Origin of the sequence: Paenibacillus sp. FSL E2-0178, assembly GCF_038593005.1 — a bacterium.
Taxonomy (GTDB): Bacteria; Bacillota; Bacilli; order Paenibacillales; family Paenibacillaceae; genus Paenibacillus_AQ; species Paenibacillus_AQ phytohabitans.
Map to the genome: position 1 here is coordinate 2,087,134 of NZ_CP151953.1, position 15,825 is coordinate 2,102,958.

Annotated in this window: 9 protein-coding genes; 3 read left to right on the forward strand and 6 right to left on the reverse strand. The window is 49.5% G+C overall.

Annotated elements, in window-relative coordinates; genetic code table 11:
* Nucleotides 1-168 precede the first annotated feature (168 nt).
* The 6 genes from MHI42_RS09455 to MHI42_RS09480 all read right to left on the reverse strand — a co-directional run bounded on the left by MHI42_RS09455 (nucleotide 169) and on the right by MHI42_RS09480 (nucleotide 12,630).
* A complete protein-coding gene (locus tag MHI42_RS09455; RefSeq protein WP_342423614.1) occupies nucleotides 169-5,763 on the reverse strand; it encodes an Ig-like domain-containing protein in 5,595 nt (1,864 codons plus the stop codon).
* A gap of 376 nt (nucleotides 5,764-6,139) precedes the next feature.
* Nucleotides 6,140-6,970, reverse strand: a complete 831-nt coding sequence (locus tag MHI42_RS09460; protein ID WP_342423615.1) for a response regulator — start codon at nucleotides 6,968-6,970, stop codon at nucleotides 6,140-6,142.
* Nucleotides 6,942-8,663, reverse strand: coding sequence for a sensor histidine kinase (locus MHI42_RS09465; RefSeq protein ID WP_342423616.1), 1,722 nt, complete (start codon nucleotides 8,661-8,663; stop codon nucleotides 6,942-6,944). Before MHI42_RS09465 ends, MHI42_RS09460 begins: the two co-directional genes overlap by 29 nt.
* A gap of 126 nt (nucleotides 8,664-8,789) precedes the next feature.
* Nucleotides 8,790-10,445 (reverse strand): iron ABC transporter permease, encoded by a 1,656-nt coding sequence (locus tag MHI42_RS09470; protein ID WP_342423617.1) that lies wholly within the window; start codon nucleotides 10,443-10,445, stop codon nucleotides 8,790-8,792.
* On the reverse strand, nucleotides 10,442-11,548 hold the full coding sequence (locus MHI42_RS09475; RefSeq protein ID WP_342423618.1) for an ABC transporter ATP-binding protein: 1,107 nt from the start codon (nucleotides 11,546-11,548) through the stop codon (nucleotides 10,442-10,444). Before MHI42_RS09475 ends, MHI42_RS09470 begins: the two co-directional genes overlap by 4 nt.
* A 44-nt stretch (nucleotides 11,549-11,592) precedes the next feature.
* The gene (locus MHI42_RS09480) at nucleotides 11,593-12,630 is read right to left on the reverse strand and encodes an ABC transporter substrate-binding protein (protein ID WP_342423619.1); all 1,038 of its coding nucleotides are present in this window, start codon (nucleotides 12,628-12,630) and stop codon (nucleotides 11,593-11,595) included.
* A 404-nt stretch (nucleotides 12,631-13,034) separates the two neighbouring features.
* Between MHI42_RS09480 and MHI42_RS09485 the strand changes: the two genes are divergently transcribed.
* From MHI42_RS09485 to MHI42_RS09495, 3 genes are all read left to right on the forward strand, one after another.
* Nucleotides 13,035-13,118, forward strand: a complete 84-nt coding sequence (locus tag MHI42_RS09485; RefSeq protein ID WP_281365902.1) for a putative holin-like toxin — start codon at nucleotides 13,035-13,037, stop codon at nucleotides 13,116-13,118.
* A gap of 657 nt (nucleotides 13,119-13,775) precedes the next feature.
* Nucleotides 13,776-14,339 (forward strand): hypothetical protein, encoded by a 564-nt coding sequence (locus MHI42_RS09490; RefSeq protein ID WP_042135460.1) that lies wholly within the window; start codon nucleotides 13,776-13,778, stop codon nucleotides 14,337-14,339.
* 52 nt (nucleotides 14,340-14,391) lie between these two features.
* Nucleotides 14,392-15,720 (forward strand): TerD family protein, encoded by a 1,329-nt coding sequence (locus MHI42_RS09495; protein ID WP_342423620.1) that lies wholly within the window; start codon nucleotides 14,392-14,394, stop codon nucleotides 15,718-15,720.
* The last annotated feature ends 105 nt before the right edge of the window (nucleotides 15,721-15,825 follow it).

The window sequence follows — 15,825 nt, forward strand, 5'->3', positions numbered from 1 at the left end:
TCCATAACAGCAGCACGGATTTCTATCAGTGACTAGTATTACATTTACAAAAGCGCGGCTTCTTAGAATATCGAATTTTGTTGGTGAACACATAGCTTATGTATATTGCGAATAGTAAACAGCCCTTCCCCCGTCAGAAGACGGAAGGAAGGGCTGTTTTTGTAGTGATTATTCTGCTGTGTGATCCACCGATGCCGCTTGGATATTGCTAAATGCCCAATACTGCGCAGGGACGTCGGACCATCGCGGTGCTGCGCTTGTCAGCGGCGTGATGCCCAGGGCACGGTTGACGATGGTTACGGCCTCCGCACGGGTTAACGTTTGGTTCGGACGGAAGGTTCCATCTTCGTAACCGGTGATCATGCCCGCTTTGGCCGTCACTTCAACGGCTGCCTGTGCCCAGTGGCCGGCAATATCGCTGAAGCTGACTGCATTCCCCTGACCGTTAGTAACCAGCCGGGACAGAATGGTTGCCATTTCGGCTCTGGTGATCGTTTGGTTTGGTTTGAAGCTGCCGTCAGCGTAACCTTTCATAATACCGCTGCTGCTCACCAGATTAATTGCGTTTGTTGCCCAGTGGCCGGCAGCAATATCTGTGTATGCAACGCCGGAAGTACTGGCTGACGGGTTGAAGGTACGGGCAATGATGCTGGCAATTTCTGCACGGGTAATGCTCTTGCCCGGCTGGAAGGTGCCGTCAGCGTAACCCGTCATATAAGCCTTCACTTGTACCGCAGGACCTTGGGCAAGAACAACTGTAAATGTACTGAATTTATTGACATTAAATTGAATTCCGGACTTGCCGGTTTGACCGAAGGGTACAATTTCGCCCTTAACCAGTTCTTTGGTACCGTCGCTATGCTCAATGAAGACCGCCAGTGCCTTCAGCTGTTCTGCAGTTAACGAAGTGTTGTTAATCGGCAGCACCAGCGTCACCGGACGGCTCTGCAGATTGGTATCAATCGTTACCGGACGGCCTACCAGCGTCACCGCCCCACCGCCGGATAGACTTTGAACCTGTGCTTTTGCACGCGCTTCAGCATCTGCACTCTGCTGCTGCGTTTTTAAGGGTACCAGGTTGAAATAAATATCTGTACCAAACCCTACCAGAGAGCTTCCCGGCACCTTCACTTCCGCATTAACCGTGAAGATGTCCAGACTGATTTGATTATCGGCAAATGCCTTGCTGGAAGCGGCTGGAATCGTCAGTCTAGTTTCCGCAACCTCATCATTGACATCAGGAACAATGATTCTGGCAATATTGGAGCCAGCCGACTTAAGCTCATTAATCGCTCTGAGCGCTTGATCCAATGCGAACGTAATAACATCACTTTTCACACCATTTGCATCCTTCGTACGGCTAACGACAACGGAGGATACATTGGAGCCTTGGGTTGAGCCATTTTCAACGTTTAGATTAATGGTTTCGGTCTGCGTGCTTGGTGTTGCTACAGGTGCCGCTCCTCCGGAACCTCCAGATCCCGATGCGGGTGGATCTGTTGGCGTGACGGGTACAGGAACGGTTGAGAAGTTCCAGACGGTTTTATCCGCAATCCCCGCAAAGCTGTTCCCTGACTCATCAGTAAATGCACCCGGGTGAATCAATACATAATAGCTGCCGCCCTGCTTCAATAGACCGCCAGTATTAATACTGACGGTAGCATTCGTAACGGAGACAAGCGCCTGATTACCCGCTTTAATCGTCGTTACGATCATATCATCCGCCGCATTCACAATATCAATATTGGCATCCCCGGCTAATACATTCTCGTTAAAGGTCAATGAGAGCGCAGCGGATGTGGATACTTGGGTTGCATTGTCTGCCGGACTATAAGCTGTCACCAGCGGTGCTGCTGTATCAGGCCCGCTGGCTGTCACAAACCGCCAGGCTGTGATGCCTGCAATACCGGCAAAGCTGTTGCCTGCATTATCTCTAAATGCGCCTTCTGTAATCCGGACAAAGTAGCTTGTACCATGCTCCAGATTGTCAGCCGGATTAATAGTTACAACATTATTCTGAATCGTTACGATGTCTGATGTGACGGGAATCGTCACTATCGGATGAATCTCATCTGTGCTTTTGAAAATCTCAATGCTGCCTTCCGCTTTCTTTACATTCTCGCTGAAGGTAAGAACCAGATTAGCGCCAAGTGCTACTTCCGTTGCCCAAGGCTCCGGTGAATACGTGCTCACCGTTGGTGAGGTTCTATCTGGTACACCGGTTGTTGTAAAGTTCCATACTCCGCTGTCGTTGATGCCAGCATAGCTGTTGCCTGAAGTATCTTTGAACGCCCCGGTTCCAATCCGTACATAGTAACTTGTACTATACTTCAGATCGTCAGCCGGATTAATCGTCACTACATCATTCTGGGTGGTTACATTTCCGGAAGCAGCGGGAATTGTAGCTACCGGCGCATTATTCGCACTATTGTAGATCACGATGTTGCCTTCCCCCGCCGTTACATTCTCGCTGAAGGTAAGAGTAAGATTGGCATCAACCCCCGCTTCCGTTGCCCCAGGCTCAGGTGAAAACGCGGTTACGGTTGGCGCTGTCGTATCTGGTGCAGCAGCTGTTGTAAACTGCCAGGTTGTGCTGTCAGAGATGCCTACAAAGTAGTTGCCCGCTGTATCTGTGAATGCATCGTCCGTGATCTGAACAAAGTAACTTGTACCATACTCCAGATTGTCAGCCGGATTAACCGTCACTACATCATTCAGGATGGTCAGGTCACTGGCAGAAATCGTAGCTACCGACTTGTCAGACGCACTGTTGTAGATCACAATGCTGCCTTCACCCGCCGATACATTCTCGCTGAAAGTAAGCACAAGATTGGTCTCTACCCCTACACCTGTTGCACCGTTAGCAGGTAAAAACGCGCTTACGGTTGGTGCAGCCGTATCCGGTTCACCGGTTGTTGTAAACCGCCAGGTTGTGCTGTTCGCGATGCCGGCATAATTGTTGCCGGCCGTATCTTTGAATGCCCCGGACCCGATCTTCACAAAGTAGCTTGTGCTGTAGTCCAGCTTATCCTCCGGATTGATCGTTACCACGTTGCCTTGAACCGTTACATTTTCGGAAGTGACAGGAATGGTCACAGCCGGGGTATTGCTATTCGCACTGTTATACATCTCAATGCTGCCTTCTGCCTTGGTTACATTCTCACTGAAGGTAAGGACCAGGTTCGCGCCAGTGGCAACCTCCGTTGCTCTATCCTCAGGCGAATAAGAGCTCACCACCGGTGGTGTAGTATCCGGCGCCTCTTCTGTTGTAAACTGCCAGGTCTCGCTGTCCGTGATTCCGGCATAATAGTTGCCTGCGGGATCAATGAATGAACCAGCTCCGATATTCACAAAGTAGCTTGTATTGTATACCAGCTTAACCGTCGGATGAATTGTAACCACGTCATTAAGGATCGTAACATTATCCGATTGAACTGGAATCACCACTACCGGAACAACGTCATCCACGCTTTCGTAAATCTCAATGTTGCCGCTCTCCTTCGTTACATCCTCGCTGAATGTAAGCGTCAGATCCGCGTCAATGGCTACTCCCGTTTCCCCCTTATCAGGAGAATAAGCAGTTACAATTGGAGCTGTTTCATCCAGCTCGGCTACTGTCGTAAAGCTCCAGTCATCACCTTCAATCGCTACATTCCCAATTTCACTCTCGTTGTAGAACGTATCGCTGTCAATTGTGACTGCATATTTAGTCCCTTTATCCAAATCCTTTTCCGGATTAACCGTTACAGTGTTATTCTGCACGGTTACCCTGATGCTGTCGTCCACCGGGATGGTTTCAACCGGAGCTGACAGATCCGAAGCTTTGTAAATGTTAATATTTCCACTGGCTGCTGTCACCTTCTGATTGAATGTCAGAACCAGCTCAGCATCGGTTGCTATATCTTTCTCAGCATTCTCTGGAGACTGACTTATAACCCGCGGAATGTTGAGAACCGGATAGGACACAATCATCACGCCGGGGTCACCGACTGCGATAAAACGATCTTGCCCGGCAATAAACCCGATGCCGTTAAGTTTTTTAGTTGTGCCTGTAGTCTCAGGGTGCCAAGTCTGGCTTGGATCAGCGGTGTAGTAGACATTCCCGCTGTCTCCCGCTGCCATAAATACTCCGCTTCCGGATGCAACTCCATTCAGATTCACTTGGCCGTCAATGGTTCTGGCCGACCATCTTGAGCTATCCGCAGAGATTACGACCGTTCCGGACGCGCCGACCGCCACGAATAAACCGCTGCCGTAGCTGATGCCGTTCAACAATTTACCGTTTGTTTTGGAATCTTCCGATTTCCACTCCGCTCCATTGGAAGAAGTTACGATGGTACCGCCGGCACCTACAGCCACATATTTGCCGTTTCCATAGGTAACAGCATTTAAGTGATTCACGGTCTTACTGTCGGAGATCCTCGCCCAGTTGACTCCGTCTGAAGACACTACAATTTTCCCGCTATTGCCTACTGCAACAAAAAGACCGCTGCCGTAAACAATACTATTAAGTGTAATAGCGTCCACCGAGGTTCCAGCTGTCCAACTAGTACCGTTGTTGCTGGAGGTCAGGATTTGGCCGTTCGAGCCGACCGTTACGAACTTGCTGTTGCCATAAGCAATGCCGTTAATAGCATTAGTAGTGCCGCTAGCAACCTTCGACCAGACCTTACCGTCGGTGGAAGTACCGATCAATCCATCCGTACCAACGGTAATATAGGTATTATTGGCGTAGGTTACCGTCTTCAGTGCACTGGAGGTGGGGGAGCTGAATTTTTCCCAGCTGCTCGTTCCGCCAGTACTTGCTGTCGCGAAAAATACAGTACCCTCTGAGCCAACGATAAAATAACCAAAATCGGTAGCCTTGATTTTCATCAGATTATCCGTAGCTCCAGCTACTGAAACTGAACTGCTCCAACCGTTCGTTCCGGTGGCTGAATATATCAGTTTGCCTGCATCGCCGGCAATGAAAAATCTGTTATTTCTATAAGATACACTATTGAAATCCGACTTAATACTATTCGTTCCCTTTGTCCATGTGCCCAAAGCGTTCGGGGCGCTTAGGATCTCACCTGCAGCTCCGGCCGCAACAAATACATTGCCGCCATAGCTGATGCCGTTCAAATCATTAGTAGAACCGGAAGTCTGCGGCGTCCAGGCCAGCCCATCCGAAGAGTTAATAATTTTCCCGCCATCGCCAACAGCTACAAACTTGCTGTCACCATAAGCAATAGCGTTCAGATTCACACTAACGCCTGAGGTTGAAGCAGCCCAAGTGACGCCGCCATCGCTAGACGTAATTATTTTGCCTGAATCGCCGACTGCGACTAAACTGCTGCCGCTGTAAACAACTGCATTCAAGTTTTCAGATATATTTTCAGATATGCCTGTAGTCTGAGTGGTCCAGGAAGCACCATCTGTTGACGTTATGACGGTTCCCTTGTCGCCTACAGCAACAAATTTGGCGTTAGCCCCTGAGCCTATATTAATAATATCGTTCAAGTCATTAACTACCCCTGAATTACGGATCGCCCAGGTCGTGTAGTTGCTGAACGTACCCACGCTTCCTCCTTCACCTACCACAACGACTGTATTTGCGCCTATAGTTACTCCCATTACTTTGTTGCCGCTTGGCAGCGGGCTTAGGTTCTCCCAGCTTACCGGAGCTGTATTCTCCGTACCTGCAGACGCGGGCAATGCTCCTGTCACAAATAAACTGATTACGAGTAACAACGAGAAATACTTCTTCAATCCCCTGCTCATTAACAATGTATCGCTCCCCCTTATTCATTCATCATTTCCCGTCCGCTGTATAGCAAGCTTTGCTGCAGTTTGTATACGCTCCCTTAGCTCCCGCATTCTCCCTTCATCTTGCTTATCCGCGGACAAAAAACAATTAAATCTAACTAGAAATTTTCATATCTGCGGTCCATTCTATCAGACAGCTCTAAACAAACTCTTAACAATTCTCGACAAAAACCACCTCACCAGGTCCTACATGGGGGAAATCTCTCGAAAAAGCGAAAAAAATCTATTCCCCCCGAAAAAAAATGTCTAAAACAAAAAAACGCAAGGAGCTTTCGCTCACATGCGCAATTTTTATCGTATATCATATATCCCTACTAACGTAAGGCTGCAATTAGCTCCGGTTTTTCATGTCCTCACCACTGGCTGCATCCGTATTCTCTTCTCCGCGTCCGTACCGTTCCTGATAATAGCTGGGTGTACATCCGGCGTATTTCTTGAAGATTGCAATAAAATATTTATAATCCTTATAGCCTACATCTGCTGCAATGGCATATACCTTATCCTCACCGCTGCGCAGCAGATCCATCGCTTTCTGGATGCGGTAACGGTTCAGGAAATCATTGAAGGTATAGGTCGTTTCGCTTTTGAACTTCTGATTCAAATAGGTAGCACTAACGCCCAGGCTCTCCACCAGATCCTTGATCCCGATCTTCTCCGCATAATGGTCCTGAACATACTGGATCATCCTGGACACATAACGGGAAGACTTCCCCGGCAGCTTAATGACGGATGCCTGGAGAGCTTCCCCGTTTCCGGCTCCAGAGGTAAGCATTGCTGTATATTGCCGCTTCATCTCCAGCTGGCTTTTGGCCCGCTCCAGGGCTGCGAATAACTGTTCCTGTTCCAGCGGCTTCAGCAGATACTCGGTAACCCCCAGCCGGATGGCGTCCTTGGCCAGCCTGAATTCATCATAGCCCGAGAGGATGATATAACTGCAATCCGCTTCCTCCACGCTATGCTCAATCATGGCAATCCCGTCCATCAGCGGCATATTGACATCAACGATCACAATATCGGGGCAGAGATCCGCAATCTGGCGGAGCCCTTCCTCCCCGTTCTCTGCTTCACCCACAACCACGCAGCCGGCTCCCATCCAATCAAATGTAAAGCGCAGCCCTTTGCGGATCATCTCTTCATCCTCTACCAGCAGCACCTTGAACATTTGTCTCCTCCTTCCGGTATGGCAATCTAAATGTAACGGCAGTGCCTTCTCCCTGAATGCTGACAATCTCAATACCGTAACGGTCCCCATACATCAGCACAAGCCGCCGGTGCAGATTATGCAGCCCGATATGCGGAGCGCGGTTATTCTGCGATCCCATAATAGCCCTTACTTCCTCCAGCCGCTCCCGGCTCATTCCCCCGGCATCATCCTTCACCTCGATGATAAGATCCGCGCCTTCTACCCGGCCTACTACAGTTAACGATACGGATTGGCGCTGACGATAGCCGTATTTGATCGTGTTCTCGATCACCGGCTGCAGCATCAGTCTGGGAACAAGCGCAGCTTGGGCCTCTTGATCTACCTCTTCCCGGTAATGGAGCCTGTCCTTGAAACGGATCTGCTGCAGCTTCATATAGCCTGCAATATATTCCAGATCCTCCCCGAGCACCACATGGTCCCGCTCATTGCCTATACTGTAACGCAGGTGCCGGGAAAGTGTAAGCACCATATCCTGGGCAAGCTTGTTGTCCACTACTATGGCATAACGGAGCGTCTCCAGCACATTGAATATGAAATGCGGATGAAACTGCGACTGCAGATGCTTCACTTCAATTACTCTGCGCAGATCAGAAAGCTCTATGTTCTGTGCGACCAGTTCATTCAGACGCTGCAGCATCTGATTGTACTGATTCGCTAGCGTCTCGAACTCGTCACCGGTTCCTATGTAAACGTAGGAATCCATATTGCCGGACTGGAGTTCCCGGACAGCGTAGATCAGCTTGTCTATCGCCCTTGACTGGCGGGTGGAAATAATGCGGGCAGAATATTGAATGACAATCCAGAGCAGCAGACTGGCCATCGCAAAAAATACTGCCAGAGACCAGTAAGCGCTGCGGTTTCCTTCAGCGGCACTTAAGGTATAAATCCGCCATTGCAACAGCGGTATGTATGTTTCTTTACTATAATACTTCCCTTTATCAATCCACACGTACCCCTTGGAATCACTGGCCAGGCTGTATTTATTCATCAGCCCCTGGGTCAGATTATTTGTAGTGGCAATGATGGTCCGGTAAGGGTCGGTGACCACAGCGATTTCGTTATTCTGCACGAAGAGCAGCTTCTGCAGATCCAGCTCGTACAGCTGATAGATCAGATAACCAAGCACAGCCCCGCCGTCACGGATTTCTCTGGCAAACGTATAGGCGGTGTAGCGGTCATGCGAGAAGCGGATATGGTTGGTCTCGGCCAATTCCGCCAAGCCCTGATTGTGCATCCGCCGGGCAATCGCCTGCAGTGCAAGGTCAGAGGATTCGGAGGTATAGTTGGCAGACGACGCCATGATATTTCCGTCCGCACTTATGATATACATGATGCTCTTCACCCGCTGGCGGTTATTGAAGTCATAGAACCGCTCAAATACCTCCGGGCCTTGAGCCCGTGATCCGGTAAAAGCAACAACAGAATCCAGCGTTGCTGCTTCATTCATTTCCTTAACGTAAGAGCTGTAGACTTCTTCCATCGCCGATTTGATTTTTTTACCCGCATCCGTCGTCTGGTTGATTAGCAGAAACCGCGAATTGATCATCATGAATATCAGGAACAGCACAAATAGAATGGAAATCGGCACAAGGGTATGCAGCAGAAACAGCCTGCGCAGCGAATCCTTGAAGCTCCTTTTTGCCATTGCCATACTGCTTCCCCCTCTCATTAGTCCTACTATCATACACGGGCAGCCGGAATCGGGATACCTTGCAAAATATCGGCAAAAGCCTGATAGACAAAAGCCGGTACCCGCTTACGCGGGACCGGTCTAGAGTCACATGGTTACTTCTTTTTTACCGGAGAGCTTGAAGAACAGCAGCAGTGAAACCACAGTGATTGCCGTCAGCAGTGTTGATAATGCAGCCGCAACCCCATAATTGCCGCGGACAACCTCTGTGTAGACAGCAACCGTCATCGTCCGGGTATTCCCTGTATACAGAATAATAGAGGTACTAAGCTCCGTGATAATGCTAATCCAGCTGATAATCGCCCCGGCGAATACACCGGAGATCATCATCGGCACCGTAATCTTGAAGAAGGTCCGCATAGTAGAGGCTCCCAGACTGATCGCCGCCTCTTCAATGCTGTCATTCACCTGATGAAGCACGGCAGCACTGGAGCGGATCGTATACGGCAGACGCCGGATCACAAAGGCAGCAATCAGAATCACGGACGTGCCGCTCAGCACCAGCGGTTCCTTATTGAAGGTAACCAGCAGGGCAATCCCCAGAATGGAGCCCGGTACGATGTAAGGCAGCATGGTGAAGGTATCCAGAACATTCGCAACCGCACCTTTACGCTTCACCGTTACATATGCAATTAGTACAGCAGCCAGCGTAATGATGATAATCGTTATACTGGCCATCATGAAGGTATTGTAAATGGAATCTCCTACTTTGGAGAAAGCCGCGCGGTAGCTGTCCAGGGAGTAGCCGTCAACAAATATTTTGCCCGAGGTCTTCAGGAAGGATGTATAAGCTACATAGGCCTGAGGCATGAGCGCCAATAACGTGAACAAATAGACATAGGCATGAGCCGCCAGATTGGCAATGCCCTTCAGCTTTTTGGGTTCAATCGGGTTCAAAGCACTCATACTGTAGGATTTCCGGTTCGCAACGTACTTCTGCAGCAGAAAGACGGTAACCGCGAACACAACTACAATTACACTGATCGCTGCAGCAAAGCCGTCATCTCCCCCGACCTCACTGATAAATTCATTGAAGATCAGCACCGGCACGGTCCGGTACCCCTCGCCGATCAGCATTGGTGTGCCGAAATCCGCGAACGCCCGCATGAAGACAAGCAACCCTCCGGCGAGAAGTGTCGGCATAATCAGCGGCACGAGTATTTTCCACATTTTACGCAGACCCGTGCAGTTCATACTCTCCGCAGCTTCCATCAGGGAGTTGTCGACATTCTTCAGCGCCCCTGATACGTACATGAAGATCAGCGGAGACAGCTGAAGCGTCAGCACCAGCAGAATACCGGAGAAGCCATAAATGTCTGGCATGCTGAAGCTGAATACACCGGACATGAACTTCGTGATCACCCCGCTGCGTCCCAGCAGCAGTATCCAGGCATAAGCACCGATGAACGGCGCCGACATGGAGGAGATCAGGATCAGAATGCGCACCGTAGCGCTCCCTTTAATCTTGGCAATCGTCATGATGTAAGCCAGCGGTCCGGCGACCAGGATGGACAACAGCGTGACACTTACAGTCACCTTAATGCTGTTCCACACAGCGTTCATATAGTAGGCCTTGCTGAAAAATTTATGGAAGTAGGCAAGTGAGAACTCGCCGGTTGTCCCGTCAAAGAAGCTTTTGATCAGCAGCATGAATAAAGGCAAGGCCAGAAATACCAGATATCCGGCAAAAATAATGAAGGTAATCAGCGACCAGATATCCCAGCGCTTCATGCGGCCGCTCATAGGTCTAGCCCCCGGTTCAGATTGCGCTCCCCGGCTGCATCGTAGACATTAACCGTTCCCGTGAGAATGGCGAGAGTCACCTTCCGGCCAATGTCCACCACTTCAGTAGTCGCCGACTGCTGGATGATTTCAACTTCCTGGCCGTTCTCAAGCGCTACAACCAGATGTGTGCTCAGTCCCAGGAAAACGTTATTTACAACCGTTCCCGTAAGGCCCGCCCCTTCCTCCGCCAGCACGAATTCCTCCGGCCGGACTGAAATTTTAACCGCTGCCGTTCCGGAAGACTTGAGTTCCGCTTGTAGCCCCGGCACCGCCAGCGAGTAGCTGCTGCCAATATGCAGAACCGCTTCACCTTCAGCCCCGCTCTCCAGCTTCGCCTCAATGACATTGGTCCGCCCGATGAAGGTAGCAACGAACAGATTGCCCGGGCGCTGATAGATATCCCGTGGTGTTCCCACCTGCTGGATGATCCCGGACTTCATAACCGCGATCCGGTCAGATACCGCCATTGCCTCTTCCTGATCATGCGTCACGTAGACCGTGGTAATCCCGACCTCACGCTGAATCCGCTTAATGGCATTACGCATATCTACACGAAGCTGGGCATCCAGATTGGACAGGGGTTCATCCATCAGCAGTACGTCAGGATTAATAACGATGGCCCGGGCCAGGGCGACACGCTGCTGCTGGCCGCCCGACAGATTCTTGGGCATTCTGTCTTTGTACACCTCAATCTGCACCGTATCCAGAATCTCCTCTACTCTGCGCTGCAGCTCCCCCTTAGCCACTTTACGGTTCTGCAGCCCGAACGCAACATTCTCAGATACGCTTAAATGCGGAAAGATCGCATAATTCTGAAATACCATTCCGATATTCCGTTTGCCCGGAGGGACGTTGTTCATTACTTTATTATTGAAGCCGAGATTCCCGCCTTCAATACTGTTAAAGCCGGCCACCATCCGCAGCAGTGTTGTTTTCCCGCAGCCTGAAGGACCCAAAAGGGTGAAGAACTCACCCTTTTGAATGTCCAGGGACAGCTCGGGGATAACGGTGGTGTCGCCATATTTTTTGACAATGTCCTTGAAGGATATCGCAACGCTCATGTTATTCACCCGCCTTCTCTCTGATTTGCTGTTCCGGTCTTGAATTATTCAGCAATATTAGTAAACAGCTCGGTATAACGCTCCACAATAGCTGCCTTATTCTCTGCAACGTAGGCTACGTCCTCATCAATCACCTTGATTTGGTCCATCGGTGTCATAAAGTCTCCGATTGCAGCATCGGTGCGCAGCGGACGGTTCGTCGTTTCTTGTCCTAGCGCATCCTGACCTTCTTTGGAGATCAGAAAGTCGATGAACTTCCGGGCATTTTCCTGATTGGGAGAACCTTTAACAACTCCGGCTACCGCATCGAGAAACACCGTTCCCTCTTCCGGATATACAACCTTTACCGGCGCACCGTCTTTTACGTAGCTGACTGCCGGATCCTCGTAGGTTAACGCCACTACATATTCGCCGTCAGCAACACTCTTGTGCGCTTTACTGGAGCCGCCCGCAATTTTACCGTCCAGATTCTCCAGCAGCTTGCCTACGTAATCCCAGCCTGCATCGGAAGTATAATCCCCGCCCATAGCTCTAAGCATATTCGTCAATTGGGCGAACGCCGAGCTGGAATTGGCAGGGTCCGCCATCGCGATCTTACCCTTCAGCTCCGGATTGAGCAGATCCTCGTAACCGTTAATTTCAATATCACCTGCAAGGTTCGTATTCACCAGCAGAACACTTCCGTCCGACACGTAAGAGGTCATGATGCCAGTCGTATTCGTGTGGCCTTCCAGCAGATCCTTATCATTAGGGGAGACATATTCCTCGAATAGCTCGGCATTATCATTGAACAAGGCATAAGCTCCGCCGAACATGACGTCAGCGTACGGGTTGGTTTTCTCTGACTGAATCCGCTTGATCAGCTCGCCGCTGCCTGCCGATACCAGCTCCACTGTAACGCCAGTCTGCTTCTCGAATGCCGGGATAAGTGCATTAATCATCGCTTCACTATTCGGGGTATAGACAACCAGCTTGTCCGAACTACCGCCCGATGCGCTGTCATCTGCTTGGTTTCCTCCACATGCCGAGAGCACAACCACCATCATTGTCATAATAAGTGACACCGTTAACCACTTTTTCATTTCCTCTTCACCCCTTGTCTGGATATAGGTCTATTCTATCAGCTTGAAATTTCATTAAAATCCTATTATTCGACAAAATCATCTAAAATGCACAACTAAAACGAGCTAATATGTTATATAACTTAACATTAAAATACATAAATTGGATTTTCGGCTGCCTTTAACATTTTTCCCGCAGTTAATATCCTTAGACAAGGGACTCGCACTTCATTTCATTCCAATCAAAAAAAACCCTGGAAGTATTCCCAGGGCTGATTGTAAATTTATTTGATTTGTGTAGTCCGAAGATGAAAATTTCAGGGAACATTTGTACTTACCCATTTACCATAATATGCTATACTGATTGAACAATAGAAGGCTTGCAAGGGCGGTCGGCTAATCTCCCATGAAGGGAGGTGAGGCCAATGGAGGTTCATCAAGCGTTGTCTCTGATGATCATGTTCGGCATGTTCATTATTGCATTGCTCAACTACCTCAAAAAGAAATAGACCGCCCTAGTCCAAAGGATGCGGTCTATTTCTGCCCGTAGCACCTAATAGCCTCCACCTTAAAAGCGGCTATTGCTCAGAGAGTCGTGTTGACGCACGGCTCCCTTTGCATTGTACGTATTTACTACCCAAACTATACCATGATTGAAACTAAATATAAAGTCAAGCGCTCATGTATCGTTTTCAGTACAAAACCTACAATGAGGATTTCGCGGACTACATGCCGCCAAGTTATTCATCTTCGTCCTCATATTCTTCTTCGTCTCCGAAACCTCCATATTGATTAGGCACCTCTCCGTTACTCTCCATAATCATCGGTAATTTCTGACCCGGACTCACCTCTATAGTTCCCAGATACTGAACAATAAAATGCTATTCATCGCCGTAGTCGAATAAGAGTAACATCTTTTGTTTAGGAGTATGGAATACTTTATTGATTTTTGCCCTGTTCACGCCGGGGAACTTCGTCTTCTCACCGATATCGGCAAACAGCTCGTAACCTTCTTCAGAGCGTGTCCAGTTTTTGATATTATCATAGAAACCAAAGGCGTGATCCAGATCAATTCATTGTAAATAATCAACCGTGCTCTCCCAAGATTCCCCATCTTCTGCTATGCTAATAGAAATCCCAATAAGAAGCAGGAGGCACGAACTTGAATGGATGCATTTCAATATGAGCTTACTTCAGAGACTACAATTAATCTGAAATATGAGTATGGAGGCGAGTACTTCACGTTCAGCCTGTACCGGGATGACAGAGGCTGGGTGCTTCACCCCTTTGACGGCATTCTGCTGAGGAATCCGGCAATGTGCTCTCTTGTCGCCCAAGAGCTGTTCAAGCACAAGCCTTTTCAGGTCATGCTGGCAAAAGAGGGAATTCTTTTCACCGATATACGTTCCACTGTTAACCTCGATAATGTGAACACTCCGGTTGCCGCGCGCAATGAGCGGGAGTCCTACGATAACCCGGCTGATGACCTGATGGAATTTGTTCAGCAGCACTCGGTGGAAGAGGTCATTGATTACGAATGTAGTCTCGTCGAGAACCGCATCTCCTTTTATAGAGAAATCCTGCAGCGGATGTTCATGGACAATCTGGGCCCCTCGGATCCGGAGTTCCAAAAGGTGCAGGATATTGTACGTATCTACGAACATTCTTTAGATAAGCTATCCAGTCTGAATGGTCCGAACCTCGATGCCGGAAGACGCGGCAGATTCTAAGCTCCTTCACGTATTCATTCAATTCTACTAATCTTATGAAAGGCTGGTTCCAATGACCGCTCAGCTGATAAAGGGACAAAAATGCAACTTAACAAAAGATACGCCTCTCCTTACCCGTATCATCGTCGGAATGGGCTGGCACAATACGGGCTCTGCGGTTGAGGTTGATTTTTCCGCCTTTTTGCTTACGCCATCCCAGAGCGTCTCAAAAGATGAGGACCTTATTTTTTATGGCAACCCTTCTACTCCGGACCAATCTGTATGTGTATTGCAGTCTGATAAAAAAGCCTACGCAGGGTTAACCGATAACACACAAATCGCTGTCAGTCTAAGTCAGATTCCCGCAGAATACGAGCGGATTGCATTTGCACTAACGATTTATGAGGCTGAGAAGCGGCAGCACAGCTTCTCGCTGCTGGACGATGCATATTTACGGATCATCAATGCTGCTGATGGAACTGAGCTTCTCCGCTACAGGCTGGGTAAAGCGTTCACTGTAGAGACCGCGATTGTCGCCGGAGAAATCTACAGATACCAGAATGAATGGAAATTCAGCGCAGTGGGTTCCGGATATGCAGGCGGTTTAGCTGCCCTATGCCAAAGTTATGGGATTCGGGTCAATGACATTCTGCCGTCTGTTCAGCCCGCCAGCCGGGTCGTTCAGCCGCAGCAGTCTCCCCTTATTCTCCCGGAGCTGAGGTCACGGCCGAAACCGGCGGGTAATTTGCCTCCTTCTTCACCAGCTTCACCTCCAGCATCGCCAGCAGCACCGCCAGCCCCTCCATTAAATCCGGGTACCCTCCTGCTCAAGAAACGCGGGGAGCGGATCAATCTGCAGAAAGGGGCAGGATCACTAGGCGAGATCCTGATTAACCTGAACTGGGTGCAGACCCAATCATCCGGCTGGTTCGGCAGCAAAGGTATCGATCTTGATCTCGGTTGTCTGTTTGAATTAAAAAACGGGCTTAAGGGCTCTGTCCAGGCACTCGGTGAGTCCTTCGGCAGCTTGAACAGGCCGCCCTACATTTCCCTGGACGGGGATGACCGCACCGGATCGATCGCCACAGGTGAGAATCTGCGGATTAACGGCCATTATCTTTCGGAGATCAGCCGGATTGTTGTCTTTGCCTTTATCTATGAGGGAATCACGAACTGGTCGCAGGCTGACGCCCGTGTGACTATCAGGCAGCAGAACGGGCCTGAAATCGAGGTCCGGCTGGATGAGCACAACAATAATAAGGGAATGTGTGCCATCGCCATGATTCGTAATCAGCAGGATGAGACCTTCAGCGTGGAGCGGCTCGTAGAATATTTCGCCGGACACGAGGAATTAGATCAGCACTATAACTGGAATCTGAGATGGGAAGCCGGGAGCAAATAGAGCGTTCTTAACAGCAAAAGAACGGCATTTCTGCCGTTCTTCTGTGATGGACATTTCAAGGGGTACGAGCCCCTGAACGCATCCCTGCCATATTGGCTCTTTTCT